Source organism: Gracilibacillus sp. JCM 18966 (assembly GCF_055392695.1).
In genome coordinates this window covers 3,381,746-3,400,585 of sequence record NZ_AP043883.1, presented here as the reverse complement: position 1 = coordinate 3,400,585, position 18,840 = coordinate 3,381,746, and the positions used below count along the sequence as shown (strand labels likewise).

Genomic DNA, 18,840 nt, shown 5'->3' with positions numbered 1-18,840 from the left:
GGAAGGGGACATATCGTAATGACTACAAAAGGGTATAATGTTGCAGTAGTAGGTGCTACTGGTGCAGTTGGAGAAAAAATGCTAGAAACACTTAAAAAGAAAAACTTTCCAATAAATGAATTACATTTGCTTTCTTCAAAACGTTCTGCTGGAAAGGAAGTAGAATTTAAAGGAGAAACCTACATGGTTAAAGAGGCTACTCCAGAAAGCTTTGAAGGAATACAAATTGCCTTGTTTTCAGCAGGGGGATCTGTTTCCAAGCAGCTTGCTCATGAAGCAGTAAAAAGAGGCGCAGTAGTGGTGGATAATACTAGTGCCTTCCGAATGGACCCAGATGTTCCACTTGTAGTTCCAGAGGTAAATGAGAATGACATTGAGAAACATAATGGTATCATTGCTAACCCTAATTGCTCTACTATTCAAATGGTTGCTGCTCTGAAACCTATTCAAGATAGATTTGGACTTTCAAGAATTATCGTATCAACCTATCAAGCTGTATCAGGTGCCGGTGCAAAGGCAGTCGATGAATTACAAACACAATCGCAAGCATATTTAAATGGAGAAGAGTTGAATCCTGAAATCCTCCCTGTGGGTGGAGAAAAGCATCATTATCCGATTGCTTTTAATGCCCTACCACAAATTGATGTTTTTCAGGACAATGGTTATACATTTGAAGAAGTAAAAATGATCAATGAAACGAAAAAAATCATGCATGATGATAGTATTAGTGTTGCAGCAACTTGTGTAAGATTACCATTCTTCTCTGCACATGCAGAAAGTGTTTATATTGAAGTAGATGATGCGAACATTAGTGTGAAAGATATCCAGAATGCGATCAAAGAAGCAGATGGTATCGTACTAGAGGATGACCCGGCAAATCAGGTATACCCAACACCTTTATCTGCAGCAGGTAAGGCCGATGTCTTTGTAGGGCGTGTCCGTAAAGACTTAGATCATGACAATGGGTTCCACTTATGGATCGTTTCAGATAATTTACTAAAAGGAGCTGCATGGAATTCTGTCCAAATCGCAGAATCATTAATTAAAAATAATTGGCTCTAAAAATTAGAGGTGTAGCTATTGGAAATTGTGGTTCAAAAGTTCGGAGGTACTTCCGTACGTGATAAAAATGTTCGAAATTTAGCCATTCAGCATGTTAAGCGTGCTGTAGAAGATGAAAAAAAAGTAGTAGTAGTCGTATCAGCAATGGGAAGATATCCAGATCCATATGCAACAGATTCTTTACTACATTTAATTGGAGAACAGTCTACAAGTCTGTCTCCTAAGGAAAAAGATATGCTACTGTCTTGTGGTGAAACCATTTCAGCAGTTGTTTTTTCCAATGAGCTTTTACAGCAAGACATTCATTCAATGGCTATTACTGGTGCTCAAGCTGGAATTGTAACAACTAGTGAATTTACTAATGCACAAATTAAGGAAGTGAATACGAAGAATCTTCAATCATTGTTGTACCAACATCAGGTTGTTGTCGTAGCAGGATTTCAAGGAAGAACAGACCAATTTGAAACTACCACTATCGGCAGAGGGGGAAGTGACACCTCTGCCACAGCACTAGCGGCTGCTTTAAAGGCAGAATATGTCGATATTTTTTCTGATGTTAATGGTATTATGACAGCAGATCCGAGAATGGTAACAACTGCACGCAAGCTGGAAAAAGTAAGTTATACGGAAGTTTGTAATCTAGCCTATCAAGGAGCAAAAGTTATTCATCCGCGAGCAGTAGAAATAGCAATGCAAGCAAATATACCAATTCGTGTTCGATCCACATTAACAACAGAAGAAGGTACGCTCATTACAACAACAGAAATGGGCAATGAGCACAATGAAGTAAGAGACCAGTTTGTTACAGGGATTGCTTATGTGGATCACTTAACACAAATAAAAGTAGAAGCACCAAATGAACCAGAGCAGTTGCATGTAAAAGTATTTAAGGCAATGGCTGATGCTGGTATTTCTGTTGATTTTATTAATATTTCACCAAGTGGAGTTACCTACACGATCCTTGATCAGTACGAGAAAAAAGCGATGCAAGTTTTAGAAGAGCTTGGATTAGATCCTGTACTAAACAAAAATTGTGCTAAAATTTCTTTAGTTGGTGCAGGGATGTCAGGTTTACCTGGAGTCACATCGAAAATCGTCCAAACTTTAACAAAACATCATATCCCCATTTTCCAATCGGCAGATAGTCATCGAACCATTTGGGTATTAGTGAAAAGTGAACAACTGGAAACAGCCATCAATGCCTTGCATGTTGCTTTTCAATTAGATGCTACTAAGAAATAATCTGAAGATGCATTTTGATAGATCTTACCTAATTATGAATAAGGGAGATCCCACTGTTTGTATAAGCAAGAACTAGAAGGAATGGGAAGGGAGTAGGATGAGATGGATTTTGGAAGATTACTTACCGCAATGGTTACACCATTTGATCAAAACAATCAACTAGATCTCAAAAAAACAACGGAAATTATCGAGCATTTACTCGAAAATGGAACAGATGGTTTAATCGTTTGTGGAACTACTGGTGAATCTCCAACCCTTTCACACAAGGAAAAGCTAACATTATTTGAACATGTAGTTAAAGTAGTAAATAGACGAATCCCGATTATTGCTGGAACAGGAAACAATAACACAAAAGCTTCTATTGAGTTAACGAAAGAAGTAGAACAAATCGGTGTAGATGCTTTTTTGTTAGTTTCTCCATACTATAATAAGCCTAGTCAGGAGGGCTTATATCATCATTTTGCAGCTATTGCAAAGGAAACCCCCCTCCCGATTATGCTCTACAATATACCATCAAGATCGGTAGTGAATTTAAATGCAGATACGATAATAGCACTTTCGCAAATTGATAATATTGTTTCTGTAAAAGATTCAAGTGGAGACTTGGACGCGATTGTTGCTGTACTCGAACATGCAAGTGAAGGTTTTACTGTTTATAGTGGTGATGACAGTATGACGTTGCCAATTTTATCTATTGGTGGTGCAGGAGTGGTTTCTGTATCCTCCCACATCATCGGTACACAAATGAAACAAATGATTTCCTTATATGAATCAGGAAAGGTCAAAAAAGCAGCTGATTTACACAGAGAGTTATTGCCAGTAATGAAAGCATTGTTTATGGCGCCTTCTCCATCACCTGTTAAGGCTGCCCTTGCAAAGAATGGGATAGATGTAGGCTCCGTAAGACTGCCTCTAGTTCCACTGTCCGCCTTAGAGGAACAAACTTTGTTTCGAGTGTTGGAATCCATTCAATAAAGGGCAGAACGACACTTAGTCGGGAAGCTTCTTATCCTTTTGTTCGATACTCGTATGAAAATAACCCCCTTGTTTATACTAATGAATAGTATAAGGAAAGGGGTTTTTTTGATGCAAAATGAGAAAGAAGAAACAAAAGGAAAAGATAATCAGACATCATCCTTAGTTGACAAAATACAGCAATTAGGTCAAGCCAGTGTACCGAATGCACCTGATTCGAATATTCATGTCCTTTCTATTATTGGACAAGTTGAGGGACATATCCAATTACCCCCTCAAAATAAAACAACGAAATATGAACACCTTATTCCACAGATTATAGCCGTGGAACAAAATCCAAAGATTGAAGGATTGGTCGTAGTTCTTAATACAGTTGGGGGAGATGTAGAGGCTGGACTTGCTTTATCTGAAATGATTGCATCCTTGTCAAAGCCAACTGTCTCCGTAGTATTAGGTGGCGGACATTCGATTGGGGTTCCGATTGCTGTTGCCACGGATTATTCTTTTATTGCGCCATCTGCCACGATGACGATACATCCTATCCGTTTAACAGGCCTTGTCATTGGTGTACCCCAAACCTTTGAATACATTGACAAAATGCAAGAAAGAGTCATTCAATTTGTTACCACTCATTCCAATATTGAGGAAGAGAAATTTAAAGAGTTAATGTTTGATAAGGGGAACTTAACTCGTGATATTGGAACAAATGTTGTCGGAAAAGATGCCGTGAAATATGGATTAATTAATGAAGTTGGCGGGATAAGTGGCGCGATGAGTAAATTAAATGAGTTAATCGACCAAAACAAAGGACCGAAGGAGTTGGTGCAATAATGCATTATACGCCACTTAGTTATGAGGATATGTATCCGGTAGAAGTAAGCGAACATCAAAAATATCAATGTATTACTTATAAAAATAAACAATGTTTAATGGAAAAATTAGATAATGGTGATATGAGACTTGTACAGTTGTTGTCAACTGATCCAAATGATTTCTTACTAGCTGAATTCAGTCCAGGTTCTATTATCAAAGGCAATTCTATAATTTCTTGAGAGAATGTTCGTTCTGTAAACAAGTTTATGCTATAATGAGTATAACAAAGCCCTTGCCTCAAATAATATGGCAAGGGTTGCTTCTAGTTAAAGGAAGAACTATACTGTCTAGCATTTACATTCTATTAAGCTAGTACTATTTAGGAGTGGAGAGAATGGCTCGTAAGAAAAAAAGACGTAAGAAGAAACAATCCTTAAAAGTAAATATAAAAATCGAATTGTATGGATTATTATTTATCTTTTTAGCCATTTTCGGAAGTGGTGCAGCCATGATCCGTGAAGGTGCCGTGTCTGCATTATTAGAAAACATCTTCCGCTTTTTCTTTGGGTATTGGTATTTTGTTGTATCGATTTTATTTTTCTTTATCGGTATTTATTTGATGGCAAAACGAAAAATGCCAATTCTTACAACAAGAAAGTGGCTAAGTACCTATATCGTCCTTGCTGGCATCCTACTTATTAGCCATATACAGACATTTGAAGCGATATATCCGAATAATCAATATCCATCGATTTTGCGTCAAAGCTTTAGCTTTATTGTCGAATACATAAGAGACGAAAGGTCCGCTGAATATTTAGGTGGTGGAATGGTAGGTGCCTTTCTATTATCCATTACCTACTTTCTATTTTCGAATATTGGCGCAAAGATCTCTGCTATTTTTATGATGGTTATTGGGATCATGTTATTTGCTAATTTCTCCATGGGGGATTTAATCAGGAAAGTATTAGATAGTATGAAACAATTTAGCCAAAAGAAATGGAATGGAATAAAGGAAACGATCCAAAAGAAAAAAGATGGAAAGCGACAAAAAAATCAAGAAAAGGAAGAAGAGGAAGCTCAAGAGGTGATCGAGGATTTCCCATCCATTGCCTATTCCTCTAATGAATTAACAGCGGAAGAGGAAATCGTAGAAGCAACTCAAGAAACACCTATACAAGCAATTCAACAAGAAACAGATGAAGAGGAAATAGATATATCAACAGATGCATTGCCAATGGCTAATTATGAAAACGAGGATTACCAATTACCACCAATCAACATTCTAGAATCCCCTAAACATGGTGGGAAGCAACAAGAAAAATCACATATTCAAAGAGTTGTCCGAAAGCTGGAAAAAACATTCCAAAGCTTCGGGGTTAAGGCTAGAGTTACAAAGGTGCATGTCGGCCCATCTGTAACGAAATATGAGGTATATCCAGAGGCAGGAGTAAAGGTTAGTAAAATTGTCGGACTACATGATGATCTAGCGTTAGCTTTAGCTGCAAAGGATATTAGGATTGAAGCGCCTATCCCTGGAAAATCAGCTGTTGGTATCGAAGTTCCTAATGAGGAAACGGCAATGGTTACTTTAAGAGAAGTATTAGAATCGAAGAAATCTCTTTCTCAAAATAAGCTTGCATTTGCGTTAGGCAAGGATATATCAGGGGAACCAGTTGTTGCTGAATTGAATAAAATGCCACACCTCTTAGTAGCTGGAGCTACCGGTAGTGGTAAAAGTGTTTGTATCAATGGCATGATCACAAGTATTCTCATGTATGCTAAGCCACATGAAGTGAAAATGATGATGATCGACCCTAAAAAAGTAGAACTAAATGTTTATAATGGAATCCCACATTTACTATCACCTGTTGTAACAGACCCAAAAAAAGCATCTAGAGCTTTGAAGAAGATAGTCGCAGAAATGGAGAGGAGATATGATTTATTTTCTGAGACAGGAACGAGAAATCTGGAAGGCTATAATGACTATATTATAAGACACAATCGAGATACAGATGATGATCAACCCCTATTGCCATATATTGTTGTGATTGTAGATGAGCTAGCAGATTTAATGATGGTTGCCTCCAATGATGTAGAGGATGCGATTACTCGACTTGCGCAAATGGCGAGGGCTGCTGGTATTCATTTAGTCATTGCAACCCAGAGACCATCTGTTGATGTAATTACGGGTGTGATTAAGGCAAATATTCCATCAAGAATAGCGTTTAGTGTATCATCACAAACGGATTCACGCACGATATTAGATTCTGGTGGAGCGGAAAAGCTATTAGGTCGTGGTGATATGCTATTTATTCCTGTAGGACTGTCGAAACCAGTACGTATTCAAGGTGCTTTTCTATCAGATGATGAAGTAGAAAGAGTAGTGGATCATTGTATTGAGCAGCAAAAGGCACAATACCAGGAAGAAATGATCCCAGAAGAAGAAAATGAAGTAGTAGATGAAGTAGATGACGATTTATATCCAGAAGCTGTTGCACTAGTAATTGAGATGCAAAGTGCTAGTGTATCCATGCTACAAAGAAGGTTCCGAGTCGGGTATACAAGAGCCGCACGATTAATCGATGCTATGGAACAAAGAGGGGTTGTCGGACCGTATGAAGGATCAAAGCCGAGAACTGTACTGCAAAGTGCTAGTGAAAATTCAACAACAGTACAAGATTAAACGAAAATATCTTTATTAATATATTTAAAAATGGTATATTGGATAGTAATAATAATTCTAAATTGGATATAGAATGGTTGGGGGAAACTATGCTATCTAATACTAATAATGGATCATTTAGTACTGTACTACAAAGGATTAAATCACTTATAGAAGAAGGATACTATAAAGAAAAAGAAAAACTTCCTTCAGAATACGAACTAGCACAACAGTTTGGTGTAACGCGAACAGATGTACAAGAAGCGATCACTATATTGGAACAAGAGAATATCCTTATTCGAAGGCCAGGTGTAGGTGTTTTTGTTCATAGTAAACCAATTCTTTCCTCAGGTATTGAACAATTGGGGAGTGTGACGGAAATGATCATGCAATCTGGGAAAAAACCCGGAGTACAATATATTTCTGCAGAGCTCACTAAACCAACTGATGAGGATCGAAAACGATTTGACCCCTTAGATATTGACACGTTTGCTAAGCTAGAGCGGCTTCGAACAGCGGATGGAGAACCGGTTGTATACTGTATTGATAAACTGGATCACAAATTATTACCATTAGAATTAATTCATTCACAAGAATCCATTTTTACCTCACTAAAGACATATGCAAAGAAAGATATCGATTCTGCGGTAGCCTATATTGAACCAATTGGATACCATGAGAAGATTTCACCATTATTAAATTGTGAGCCAGACCAAGCAATCCTTTTATTACGTCAAATGCATTATACAAAGGAAAACGAACCAGTGCTTTTTTCCGCTAATTTCTTCCGTGCAGATGTGTTTAGCTTTTACGTCTTAAGGAAAAGAATGTAATAACTTATGAATAGAGATCTGGTGTACGAATTCACCAGATCTTTTCCTTCCTTTTAGGAGCATAATATTTTGTATACATAGATAAAATAAAGGGAGACGTCCAGAGAACACCCTATTGTTGTTTGAAAAAACTTCATTCTACACGATGCTACCTTTATTTTGGAGTTTTGCGAAAGTTAGCATTGTGATAAATGGAAGCTTACAATCTCCTTAGTCACTATTTCAAAAGGAGGAAATCTAAAATAAAGGAGTAAGAGAAGATGGAAAAAAGGATAAAGAAACAAGGATATGATTTACATTTATTGCCGACAAAAAAGTTTAAAACCATCAATCTGTCATTTAAATTTGTCACGAATTTATCCAGAGATAAAGTGACGAAACGTGCATTATTACCTTATTTACTTCAACAAGGTACGAAAAACTATCCGACAGCGATTCAGCTTCGACAAAAGCTAGATGAGTTATATGGTGCCGTTTTACATATTGATAGCAGTAAAAAAGGGGAACATAATATTTTAACAGTTCGGCTTGAGTTAGCCAATCAACGCTATATTAAAAATCAAGAGAATCTACTGACGAAAGCTCTCACGCTCCTCGAGGAAATTGTTTATCAGCCAAGAGTGGTAGATGGAGCATTTGATCCAAAATTAGTGGAACGCGAAAAGCAAACATTAAAAAATAAAATGATCGCATTAACAGAAGATAAAATGAGTTATGCGAACACCAGATTAATCGAGGAAATGTGCGAACAGGAACCGTACCAACTACGTGTTCATGGTTATGAAGAAGACTTAGAGGAAATAACACCAAGCGTCCTCTATGATTATTATCAACAAATGCTTCAGGAAGACCGTTTAGATGTTTTTGTGGTAGGTGATTTGGATGGTCTTGATGTCGAACCAATTCTTGAGAAATTACTCCAAAGAAAACAGCAAGTAGAAATGGAGAAGACGTCGATTAATGTGGCGACTAAAGAAGAAGCTACTTTAATTGAATATGATCAAATCCAACAAGCTAAATTACATCTAGGTTATCGCACCAACATAACCTATGATGACAAGGATTATGCGACGCTTCATGTGTTTAATGGATTGTTTGGTGGCTTCCCGAATTCAAAGTTATTTTTGAATGTAAGAGAAAAGCATAGCTTGGCTTATTATGCTGCTTCTAGAATCGAAAGCCATAAAGGTTTATTATTTGTCTTTAGCGGAATTGCTCCAGATCAATACGAAAAAGCACGTGAGATTATTCTCGAACAAATGGAACAGATGAGAAAAGGGGATTTTTCAGATGACCAGATAGCTGAGACGAAGGAAATGACCATCAATCAACTAAGAGAAACATTGGATAATCCTCAAGGAATGATTGAGTTAACCTATCAAAAGGTGCTAGCTAAATCAAACAAAACAATTACTGAACTTATTGAGGAAGTTCAGAGCGTAACCCGTGATCAAATTGTCAAAGTCGCTAATCAGATTCAACTTGATAAGATCTTTTTGCTAACAAGTGAGGGGGCAAAGCCAGATGAAAAATAAATATTATGATCAAATAGATGAGACGATTTATACGGAAGTCCTAGAGAACGGCCTAAAAGTATGTATCCTGCCAAAAACAGAAATGGCTAAAACATTTGCTATTTTTACAACCAACTATGGCTCTATTGACCAATCATTTGTACCGATTGATCAAAAGGATTTAATTAAAGTACCAGATGGTATTGCTCATTTTTTGGAACATAAGCTTTTTGAGAAAGAAGACCGGGATGTTTTTCAGGATTTTTCCAAGCTAGGTGCATCTGCTAATGCATTTACTTCCTTTACAAAGACTGCCTATTTATTTTCAGCAACCTCTCGTGTTAAGGAAAACCTTGGCATACTTGTTAATTTTGTTCAGGATCCATATTTTTCCGAGCAATCCGTTGAAAAAGAAAAAGGAATTATCGCACAAGAAATCAAGATGTACGATGACCAACCGGATTGGCGAGCGTTCTTCGGCACCATAAAGAGTATGTATAAAGAACATCCGGTCCAAATAGATATAGCGGGAACGGTGGACTCAATTGAAAAGATAACAAAAGAGGATCTTTATACATGCTACCATACGTTTTACCACCCGAATAATATGATATTGTTCATCGCAGGAAATGTTGAGCCAGAAGAAATAATGAAGCAAATGAAAGACAATCAAACACAAAAATCCTTCAAAGAACCTGAGCCAATTACACGAAAGTTTCCTGATGAGCAAGAGGAGGTAGCAGAACACGAACTAAGAATTACAATGCCTGTTCAGGTTCCGAAAGCATTAATCGGTTTGAAAGAAAAGGATATCCCAAAAGATCCAAAGACCTTTATGGAAAAAGAATGGTTAATGGATATTATCATGGATTATTTATTTTCTAAGAGTGGTATTGTCTATGAGAAGCTATATGAAGAAGGATTAATTGATCAGTCGTTTAGTTATGAATCCCATTTGGAACGGAATTTTGGATTCTCCATTATTGGTGGAAATTCTCATAAACCAGAACGCTTAGCACAAGTGGTGAAAGAGGAATTACTAAATATCAAAAATCAAAAAATGGATGATACCACCTTCGAAAGAATAAAAAGAAAAAAGCATGGACAATTGCTACGATCTTTAAACTCACTAGAATTTATAGCCAATCAATATACACACTATCAGATGCTCGGTATTGACTTTTTTGACAGTATAGAATGGTTAGAGGCTTTAACTTATCAGGATTTAGATAAATTTATACAAAAATGGATCGACGAAAGACGGATTTCAGTCTGTTATGTGGGAGAGAAGTAATAAAGAGATGATGGAAAAGAAATGTGTGGTAATCGGTGCTAGCGGAGATATCGGCAGTGCCATTACGCTTCAGTTAGCAAGTGATGGTTTTCAATTCGTTCTACATTATCACTGTAATCAACAAAAGATGGATGAGCTAATCGAAAAGTTAGAGGATTCTCAGCTACTCGATGTTATTCAAGCCGATTTATCTCAAAGTGACGGCTTGGCATATTTCTTATCTCGATTACCTGATGACATTGATCATCTTGTGATAGCTAGCGGTAGGGCACATATCGGTTTATTACAAGAAGTTCCTAATGATGAGTTGGATGAGATGATCCATTTACATGTTAAGGCTCCTTTAGCTATTTCAAAACATTTACTGCCATTTATGCTTCATCAGAAGTATGGCCAAATTGTGCTAATTACTTCCATATGGGGAGAAGTTGGAGCGAGCTGTGAAGTGGTCTATTCTACCGTGAAAGGTAGTCAAAACTCCTTTATCCAAGCACTTGCGAAAGAAGTTGGCCCAAGTGGGATTCGTGTAAATGGTGTAAGTCCTGGTTTTATTGACACGAAAATGAATCAGGAGATTGAACTAAGTGATCAACAGGTGATTTTTGAAGAGATTCCATTACAGAGACCTGGCCAACCAGAAGAAATTGCAAAAGTAGTCGAATTTATCCTTAGTGATAAGGCAAGCTATATCACTGGTGAAATTATTCGCGTAAATGGCGGCTGGTGAAATGTGTCAGAAAAAACTTTTTTGTATGCATAATTTTTTCAAAATATCGAAATATATAGGTGTATGCTAAAAAAGGAGGAATGGACATGTCTGTGATGGATAATTTTGAATCATGGAAAGATTTCTTAGGTGATCGATTGCATGATGCTCAAAGCAAAGGTATAAGTAATCAAGCCATCAACGATATTGCGTATGATATAGGTAATTACTTATCAACAGAAGTTCAAGCCAAAAACGACCAAGAACGAATTTTGCGTGATTTATGGAATGCTGCTGACGAAAAGGAACAGCACGCAATTGCTAATATCATGGTAAAACTCGTTCAAAACGAAGGGTCACAATAAAAAAGATCAAGACTTTAAGCCTTATAAAACGAAAATGTTTTATAAGGCTTTTTCATTATTTGTTTTAAAATCCTATATTTTTTGTTCGATACATTCAAACAAAAAAGAACAAACCTCCACAAAATGCATCTTTTGAAATATTCTATATGATTTCTCTTTTCAACTGGCAAAAATTAAGATATGATATGATTAAGTTATTTTTTTCTTGAATAGGAAATTCATTAAATAGAAAATTATTCGTGCAAATTTGCTATATATACATAAAATCGATGTGATTTTAATTAGATAAATGATTGATGGATGGTGTTAAAATGGGAATTGGAGAACGACTAAAACAAGAGCGGGAAATGAAAAATTTGTCATTAAATGACATTCAAAAGCAAACAAAAATTCAAACACGTTACTTAAGTGCAATCGAACAGGAACGATTTAATGTGATGCCTGGTTCTTTTTATGTGCGCGCATTTATCAAAGAATATGCTACGACTTTAGGCTTAGATGCAGAACAATTAATGGAAGAATACCATCACGATTTACCATTTGATCAAGAGGAGAAGGTCGTTTTATCACGGGTGAATAGTAGTAAAAAGAACAGTTCGACTACTAAAGCACCAGTTATTTTCTCTTTTTTACCAACCGTAATTGTTGTAGTTCTTTTGATCGGTATCGCTTTTGTTGTATGGTTATTTAGCCAAGGATATTTTGATGGAGATGATAAAGGGGCGAATATGGAACAAACGGAATCTGATAATGGAGCAGGCAATCAAGTTCAATTACCACCAAAGAATCCTACAGAAGGGGAAGAGAAGGTGGAAGATACGGAAAAGAGTGAGGAAGAAATAGACGAGGAAGAGCAGTCTACAGATCAAGAGCCTTCAACGGACATTACTTTAGATAGTTTTGCAAATAATGAATCCAATTACACGCTAGTTACAACAGAAGAAGAGCTGGAATTAGTAATCTCAACAGAAGGACAAAACTGGTTAGAAGTGGAAAACCAGGATGGAGAAAGCTTTTATTATTCCACATTAACCACCGAAAATAGCCCAGAAAGTATTGATATTACTGATTTCTCACAAGTGTATTTAAGGTTTGGTGAACCTAACTCTATCCAAATCGAAATTAATGGAGAGCCTGTGGAGTTATCCGAAGAATTAGGTAATACTACACAAGTTCAAAAAATGTGGATTGATATTCAAAAGGAATCAGTTTCATCAAATAATGAAAATTAATACAAACAGGTATGATTTATACCCTCTTTGCAGCTTAAGGAGGGTATTTTTACACATGAAAAGAAGGAAAGTGAGGAACGATAGATGAATGTCCCAAATAAAATAACCATTTCACGAATCATGCTTATCCCAATCTTTATTCTATTATTATCCTACCCCTTTGAATGGGGAAGTTGGACGATAAATGATACAGAGCTTTCCGTTGTACAATTTGTCGCATTAGTTATCTTTGCAGTGGCTGCGGCTACTGATTGGCTTGATGGATATTACGCGAGAAAGTATCAATTAGTAACAAATTTAGGGAAATTTTTAGATCCTTTGGCAGACAAATTATTAGTATCAGCTGCTTTTATTTTACTGATTGATTTAGGCTCCGCACCTGCATGGGTAGTGATTATTATCATCAGTCGTGAATTTGCCGTTACAGGATTGCGATTAGTCGCTGCTGGTGAAGGAATAGTACTTGCTGCTGGTAAACTAGGAAAGCTTAAAACAGTACTACAAATGGTAGCGATTATTGTTTTATTGTTAAATAATATTCCATTTAATGCACTAGCCTTTTCAGTTGGAGATATTTTGTTATATGCAGCACTTGTCATTACCGTTATTTCAGGGATCGAATACTTCGTGAAAAATTGGCATGTGATGGAGGAATCTAAGTGATTAAGGAACCAAAAGCTGAAATCATTTCTGTTGGTACAGAGCTATTACTTGGTCAGATTGTGAACTCCAATGCTGCATGGATGTCTGAAAAACTGGCGAGTAGAGGTGTATCTGTTTTTTACCATAGTGTAGTTGGAGACAACCTTGATCGATTAGCAGCAGTGTTTCAAACGGCTGCTAATCGATCGGACATTGTATTCATTACAGGAGGTCTAGGACCAACTGAGGATGATCTGACGAGAGAAGCTTTTCAAAAAATGACTGGCTTAAAAATTGTCGAGGATAAAAAAACGATGGATCAAATTCATCAGTTTTTCTCAAATAGTCAAAAGTCTATGTCTCCAAATAACCGAAAGCAAGCACGTGTGTTCGAAGGTTCAACCGTTTTTAATAATTCTGTAGGTATCGCACCTGGGATCGTTCAAGAATATCAGGATACTTATTGGATCTTTATGCCAGGTGTTCCACGAGAAATGAAAGCTATTATGAGCGAACATATTCTCCCATACATAGAACAGCTTTATCCGACTAAATCCATTATATATTCTCGTATGCTTCGATTTATCGGAATCGGTGAATCACAGCTAGAGCACGAGTTGCAATTATTAATTTCGAATCAAACCAATCCAACGATTGCACCATTAGCAACAGAAGGAGAAGTTGGATTAAGATTATCGGCAAAAGCCGAGTCAAAAGAGTTAGCGGAAAAATTGATAGACGAATTAGAGCAAAAGATAGCTAGTATTGTTGGAGATTTTCTATATGGTCATGATGAAGTGACGTTGGATCAGAAAATATTCGGTTTGCTAAAAGGGAAAGGACTAACCCTGGCAAGTGCGGAAAGCTTGACTGGTGGTGCTTTTTCTGCCGCAATAGTAAAGCGGGAAGGCTCTTCTTCTGTTTTTCAAGGTAGTGCAACCGTTTATCAACCAGTTATAAAGGAAAAGGTACTTGGCATTTCACAGGATCTGATCGAGGACCATGGTACGGTTAGTGAAGCATGTGCAGAAGCCATGGCTCAACAAGTAAAAAAACATTATTTATCAGATATAGGAATAAGCTTTACCGGTGTTGCTGGACCAGATTCAATTGAAGGAAAAAAAGTAGGTACTGTTTATATAAGCATTTGTGATCCAACCGATCAGTGTCATACATACTTATTCCATTTTAATGGTGATCGAGAGACCATTCAGCGTCGAGTAGTAAAAAAAGGATTGGAATTATTATTTCAATTATTAAAGGAATAAAGTCTCTTATCATAAATTTTTTTCATATAAAAAGCATTTTTTCCAACCTTGTTGTTAGAAAAAATGCTCTTTTATTGAAGAAGAAACAAGATTTATTAGCAAAATAAAGGGTAGAAAAAAAGGGAACATTTATTCGTCTTTTTGCTTGTAATCGAAAGTAAAACAGTGTAAGATAGTACTAGTAGATTAAAGGAGGAATTACGTTGAGCGATAGAAAACAAGCTTTAGATATGGCTTTGAAACAAATAGAGAAACAATTTGGTAAAGGGTCGATTATGAAATTAGGGGAACGAGCTGAACAAAGAGTAGCAACTGTTTCTAGTGGTTCGATTGCATTAGATGTGGCTTTAGGCGTAGGTGGTTATCCTAGAGGTAGAGTAGTAGAAATTTACGGTCCTGAATCGTCAGGTAAAACGACTGTTTCCCTTCATGCTATTGCAGAGGCACAAAGAAATGGTGGACAGGCAGCATTTATCGATGCTGAGCATGCTTTAGATCCTGTCTATGCGAAAAAATTAGGAGTTAATGTAGATGAGTTATTACTATCTCAGCCAGATACCGGAGAACAAGCATTGGAGATTGCGGAGGCATTAGTGCGCAGTGGTGCAATCGATATGCTCGTCATTGACTCTGTTGCGGCATTAGTTCCAAAAGCAGAAATTGAAGGTGAAATGGGAGATTCTCACGTTGGTCTTCAAGCTCGTTTAATGTCCCAGGCTCTAAGAAAATTGTCTGGAGCTATTAATAAATCTAAAACAACGGCTATTTTTATTAACCAAATCCGTGAAAAAGTAGGAGTTATGTTTGGTAACCCTGAAACAACCCCAGGTGGTAGAGCACTTAAATTCTACTCTTCTGTTCGACTAGAGGTTCGAAGAGCAGAAACGCTTAAAGTAGGAAATGATATGGTAGGGAATAAAACTAGAATTAAAGTAGTGAAAAATAAAGTAGCCCCTCCATTTAAACAAGCTGAAGTTGATATTATGTACGGTGAAGGAATATCAAAAGAGGGTGAAATTCTCGATATAGGCTCTGATTTAGATATTGTATTGAAAAGTGGTGCATGGTACTCCTATAATGAAGAACGACTTGGACAGGGTAGGGAAAACGCAAAGCAATTCCTAAAGGAAAATCCTGACATTGCCAACGAAATTCAGTTAGCAATTAGAACACATTATAATTTAGATGAAGAAGTACCAGTGAGTGATATGTCAGAAGAACAACAAGAACTGCTAGAAAAAGAATAATACGAGCCTACCATCATTGAGAGTTTTCATGTTAGCTTACGTTCATAAAAAGTGATAGAGTTGAGGAAAAGCTTCATTTTATTAGGGAAATTAATAAAATGACTTGTCTTCAACTCTTTTTCCAATTCTACTACTTTTAGAAGAAGGTGGATCGAAAAAGACTATTATTCAAATGATGAAAGCGTTCCATTTTTACTCACTAAAATTTTACAATCCTTGACAACTATAATATAGAGGATTAAAATTAGAATGTATAATTATAATTGTTATACAATTTAAATTTAAATGAGTATTCATTGTACATGCCGACTTAAAAAAGTTGTACAAGTTTATAGCAAGAGGAGGTGAAAGTATGGAACCCTTAAGCATTATCATCTCCATTTTGCTTACATTTGTCGGTATTGTTGTTGGTTATCTGATTCGAAAGACAATTGCTGAGAAGAAGATTTCGAGTGCAGAGCAATTAGCTAAACAAATTGTCGAAGAAGGCAATAAAAATGCTGAAGTAGCGAAAAAAGAGGCTTTATTAGAGGCAAAAGATGAGAATCACAAATTTCGCCAGCAAGCAGAACAAGAGCTTCGTGAACGACGCGTGGAAATACAGAAGCTTGAAAGTCGTCTCATGCAAAAGGAAGAGAATCTTAATCGAAAAGATCAAACATTAGATAAGCGTGAGTTATTGTTAGAGAAGAAAGAAGGTTCGCTAACAGAAAAACAACAACAAATTGAAGAAATGGAAAGCAAAGTTGGAGAAATGTTACGCGAGCAACAAACAGAATTGGAACGAATTTCAGGCTATACCACTGATCAAGCGAAACAAATTATTTTACAGCGAGTTGAAGAGGAAGTAACACATGAATCAGCTTTAATTATTAAAGAAGCTGAAAATAAGGCAAAAGAAGAAGCGGATAAAAAAGCGAAAAATATTTTATCGCTCGCACTTCAACGCTGTGCTGCAGATCATGTTGCTGAGACAACTGTTTCCGTTGTGAATCTTCCAAATGATGAGATGAAAGGTCGAATTATAGGTCGTGAAGGTCGAAATATTCGAACACTTGAAACACTAACAGGGATAGATCTTATTATTGATGATACTCCAGAAGCGGTTATTTTATCAGGTTTTGATCCTATACGTCGTGAAATTGCTAGAATTGCATTAGAGAAATTGGTTCAGGATGGACGTATACACCCTGCGAGAATTGAAGAAATGGTAGATAAATCCCGCCGTGAAGTGGATGAATATATCCGTGATTACGGAGAACAAACAACCTTTGAAGTCGGTGTTCATGGACTTCATCCAGACCTTGTGAAAATCCTTGGTCGACTAAAATATCGTACAAGCTATGGACAAAATGTATTAAAACATTCTACTGAAGTAGCTTACTTGTCTGGATTGTTAGCGGCGGAACTAGGTGAAGATCAAACCTTAGCAAAGCGTGCTGGACTATTGCATGACATCGGTAAAGCAATCGACCATGAGGTGGAAGGTAGTCATGTGGAAATTGGAAAGGAATTAGCAAGTAAATATAAAGAAAATGAAGTGGTAATCAATGCCATTGCTTCCCATCATGGTGATGAAGAAGCAACATCTACTATTTCTGTTATTGTTGCAGCCGCTGACGCACTTTCTGCTGCTCGACCAGGAGCGAGAAGTGAGACTCTCGAGAATTATATTAAACGTTTAGAAAAATTAGAAGAAATCTCTGAATCATATGATGGAGTGGAGAAATCATTTGCTATTCAAGCCGGTAGAGAAATTCGCATTATTGTTAAACCAGATGAAATTGATGATTTAGAGGCAACGAAGATTGCAAGAGATATTCGTAAACGAATCGAGGATGAATTAGATTATCCTGGTCATATCAAGGTAACCGTCATCCGTGAGACAAGATCCGTAGAATACGCGAAATAATTATTTGAGCCATGAGCCAAATGAATGAAGCTAACCAAAATATCCGAACATCCATTAAGAATATCAAATTCTAAATGGAGTTCGGATATTTTATTAGATAAAATTTTTTCTCCTTTTACTAGCAAATACATGTGATCAACCAAGGTGAATTTTTCAATTAAATTTTATGGAGTGATGAAATGAGTAACTTTCGTTTAACCAAGTCTTTTCAATCTAGCTATGGAAAAATAAAATACGACGTCAAAGGGGAAGGTAAAGCTTTGGTTCTAGTACACGGTACACCTTGGTCAGCTTATAACTATAGACATTTAATTGATGCTTTGAGTGATTGGTATAAGGTATATTATTATGATCTAATTGGTTACGGGCAATCAGAGAAAATAGAGACTGACGTATCATTAGGGATACAAAATGAAGTATTAAATGAATTATTAAGACATTTGGATGTTTCTAAACCTATCATAATTGGTCATGATTTTGGTGGGGGTACAGTACTAAGAACCCATATTGTAAATCAAATAGATTTTGAAAAGATTGTTTTAATAGATCCTGTGGCTATAGGAGAATGGGGTTCACCATTCTTTCGACATATAGCTAACTACGAAGAAGCCTTTCAAGGGTTACCAGACTATATACATGAGAATTTAGTGACAACTTATGTTAAGAGTGCTTTATATAATCCATTAGATGAAAACATTATCAAAAGTATAGTTAGCTATTGGTGTAATGAAAAGGGGAAAAAGGCATTCTATCGCCAGATTGCTCAATCAGATATGAAATATACGAAAGAAATAGAAGCCCAATATAAAGATATGAATGTCCCTACACTCATATTATGGGGAGAAAAAGATGAGTGGATACCAGTTGAAAAAGCCCACCAGCTTAATGAATCTATTCCAAATTCTATACTCCATATTATTCCTGATTCTGGACATTTAGTATTAGAGGAAAAACCAACTCAAATATTTTCTCATATATTAGCTTTTTTAATTAAATAGTTAGGTTCTTTATATTTCTGCCTCTAAAATTAGAAGAATTGGACTTTTTTCTCGTAGTATGTAAAACTGTTGGTA

The 18,840-nt window shown here is 36.5% G+C and carries 17 protein-coding genes; all 17 read left to right on the top strand.

All coding sequences use genetic code 11. From position 1 onward, the window contains the following. The first annotated feature begins 18 nt into the window (after positions 1-18). On the top strand, positions 19-1,062 hold the full coding sequence (gene asd, locus ACZ5N5_RS16510; protein WP_464367998.1) for an aspartate-semialdehyde dehydrogenase: 1,044 nt from the start codon (positions 19-21) through the stop codon (positions 1,060-1,062). A gap of 27 nt (positions 1,063-1,089) precedes the next feature. Further along, complete coding sequence (gene dapG, locus ACZ5N5_RS16505; protein ID WP_342767745.1) at positions 1,090-2,304, top strand: aspartate kinase; 1,215 nt, start codon at positions 1,090-1,092, stop codon at positions 2,302-2,304. Positions 2,305-2,406: 102 nt separating this feature from the next. Continuing rightward, positions 2,407-3,279, top strand: coding sequence for a 4-hydroxy-tetrahydrodipicolinate synthase (gene dapA / locus ACZ5N5_RS16500; protein WP_464372792.1), 873 nt, complete (start codon positions 2,407-2,409; stop codon positions 3,277-3,279). 111 nt (positions 3,280-3,390) lie between these two features. After that, positions 3,391-4,110 carry a ClpP family protease gene (locus ACZ5N5_RS16495; RefSeq protein WP_054788859.1) on the top strand — a complete coding sequence of 240 codons (720 nt, stop codon included), beginning with the start codon at positions 3,391-3,393 and terminating at the stop codon, positions 4,108-4,110. Then, positions 4,110-4,331: a YlzJ-like family protein gene (locus ACZ5N5_RS16490; RefSeq protein ID WP_245902311.1), complete on the top strand. Its 222-nt coding sequence runs from the start codon at positions 4,110-4,112 to the stop codon at positions 4,329-4,331. Before ACZ5N5_RS16495 ends, ACZ5N5_RS16490 begins: the two co-directional genes overlap by 1 nt. A 155-nt stretch (positions 4,332-4,486) precedes the next feature. Beyond that, positions 4,487-6,775 (top strand): FtsK/SpoIIIE family DNA translocase, encoded by a 2,289-nt coding sequence (locus ACZ5N5_RS16485; protein ID WP_109984399.1) that lies wholly within the window; start codon positions 4,487-4,489, stop codon positions 6,773-6,775. Positions 6,776-6,864: 89 nt separating this feature from the next. Next, positions 6,865-7,587, top strand: coding sequence for a GntR family transcriptional regulator (locus ACZ5N5_RS16480; RefSeq protein ID WP_109984398.1), 723 nt, complete (start codon positions 6,865-6,867; stop codon positions 7,585-7,587). Positions 7,588-7,847: 260 nt separating this feature from the next. Further along, on the top strand, positions 7,848-9,122 hold the full coding sequence (gene yfmF / locus ACZ5N5_RS16475) for an EF-P 5-aminopentanol modification-associated protein YfmF (RefSeq protein WP_464372791.1): 1,275 nt from the start codon (positions 7,848-7,850) through the stop codon (positions 9,120-9,122). Next, positions 9,112-10,395 carry an EF-P 5-aminopentanol modification-associated protein YfmH gene (gene yfmH / locus ACZ5N5_RS16470; RefSeq protein ID WP_277677869.1) on the top strand — a complete coding sequence of 428 codons (1,284 nt, stop codon included), beginning with the start codon at positions 9,112-9,114 and terminating at the stop codon, positions 10,393-10,395. Before yfmF ends, yfmH begins: the two co-directional genes overlap by 11 nt. Before the next feature lie 10 nt (positions 10,396-10,405). Then, entirely contained in the window at positions 10,406-11,122 is a 717-nt protein-coding gene (gene ymfI / locus ACZ5N5_RS16465; RefSeq protein WP_054788866.1) for an elongation factor P 5-aminopentanone reductase, read from the top strand. 86 nt (positions 11,123-11,208) lie between these two features. Then, the gene (locus tag ACZ5N5_RS16460; protein WP_054788857.1) at positions 11,209-11,466 is read left to right on the top strand and encodes a DUF3243 family protein; all 258 of its coding nucleotides are present in this window, start codon (positions 11,209-11,211) and stop codon (positions 11,464-11,466) included. A 311-nt stretch (positions 11,467-11,777) separates the two neighbouring features. After that, positions 11,778-12,698 (top strand): RodZ domain-containing protein, encoded by a 921-nt coding sequence (locus ACZ5N5_RS16455; protein ID WP_464372790.1) that lies wholly within the window; start codon positions 11,778-11,780, stop codon positions 12,696-12,698. Between the two features lie 84 nt (positions 12,699-12,782). Continuing rightward, the gene (gene pgsA, locus ACZ5N5_RS16450; protein ID WP_054788856.1) at positions 12,783-13,361 is read left to right on the top strand and encodes a CDP-diacylglycerol--glycerol-3-phosphate 3-phosphatidyltransferase; all 579 of its coding nucleotides are present in this window, start codon (positions 12,783-12,785) and stop codon (positions 13,359-13,361) included. Beyond that, entirely contained in the window at positions 13,358-14,608 is a 1,251-nt protein-coding gene (locus tag ACZ5N5_RS16445; RefSeq protein WP_464372789.1) for a competence/damage-inducible protein A, read from the top strand. Before pgsA ends, ACZ5N5_RS16445 begins: the two co-directional genes overlap by 4 nt. Positions 14,609-14,811: 203 nt before the next feature. Further along, the gene (gene recA, locus ACZ5N5_RS16440; RefSeq protein ID WP_109984394.1) at positions 14,812-15,855 is read left to right on the top strand and encodes a recombinase RecA; all 1,044 of its coding nucleotides are present in this window, start codon (positions 14,812-14,814) and stop codon (positions 15,853-15,855) included. Positions 15,856-16,207: 352 nt separating this feature from the next. Further along, on the top strand, positions 16,208-17,767 hold the full coding sequence (gene rny, locus ACZ5N5_RS16435) for a ribonuclease Y (RefSeq protein WP_109984393.1): 1,560 nt from the start codon (positions 16,208-16,210) through the stop codon (positions 17,765-17,767). Positions 17,768-17,946: 179 nt separating this feature from the next. Further along, a complete protein-coding gene (locus ACZ5N5_RS16430) occupies positions 17,947-18,765 on the top strand; it encodes an alpha/beta fold hydrolase (protein ID WP_464372788.1) in 819 nt (272 codons plus the stop codon). Positions 18,766-18,840 lie beyond the last annotated feature (75 nt).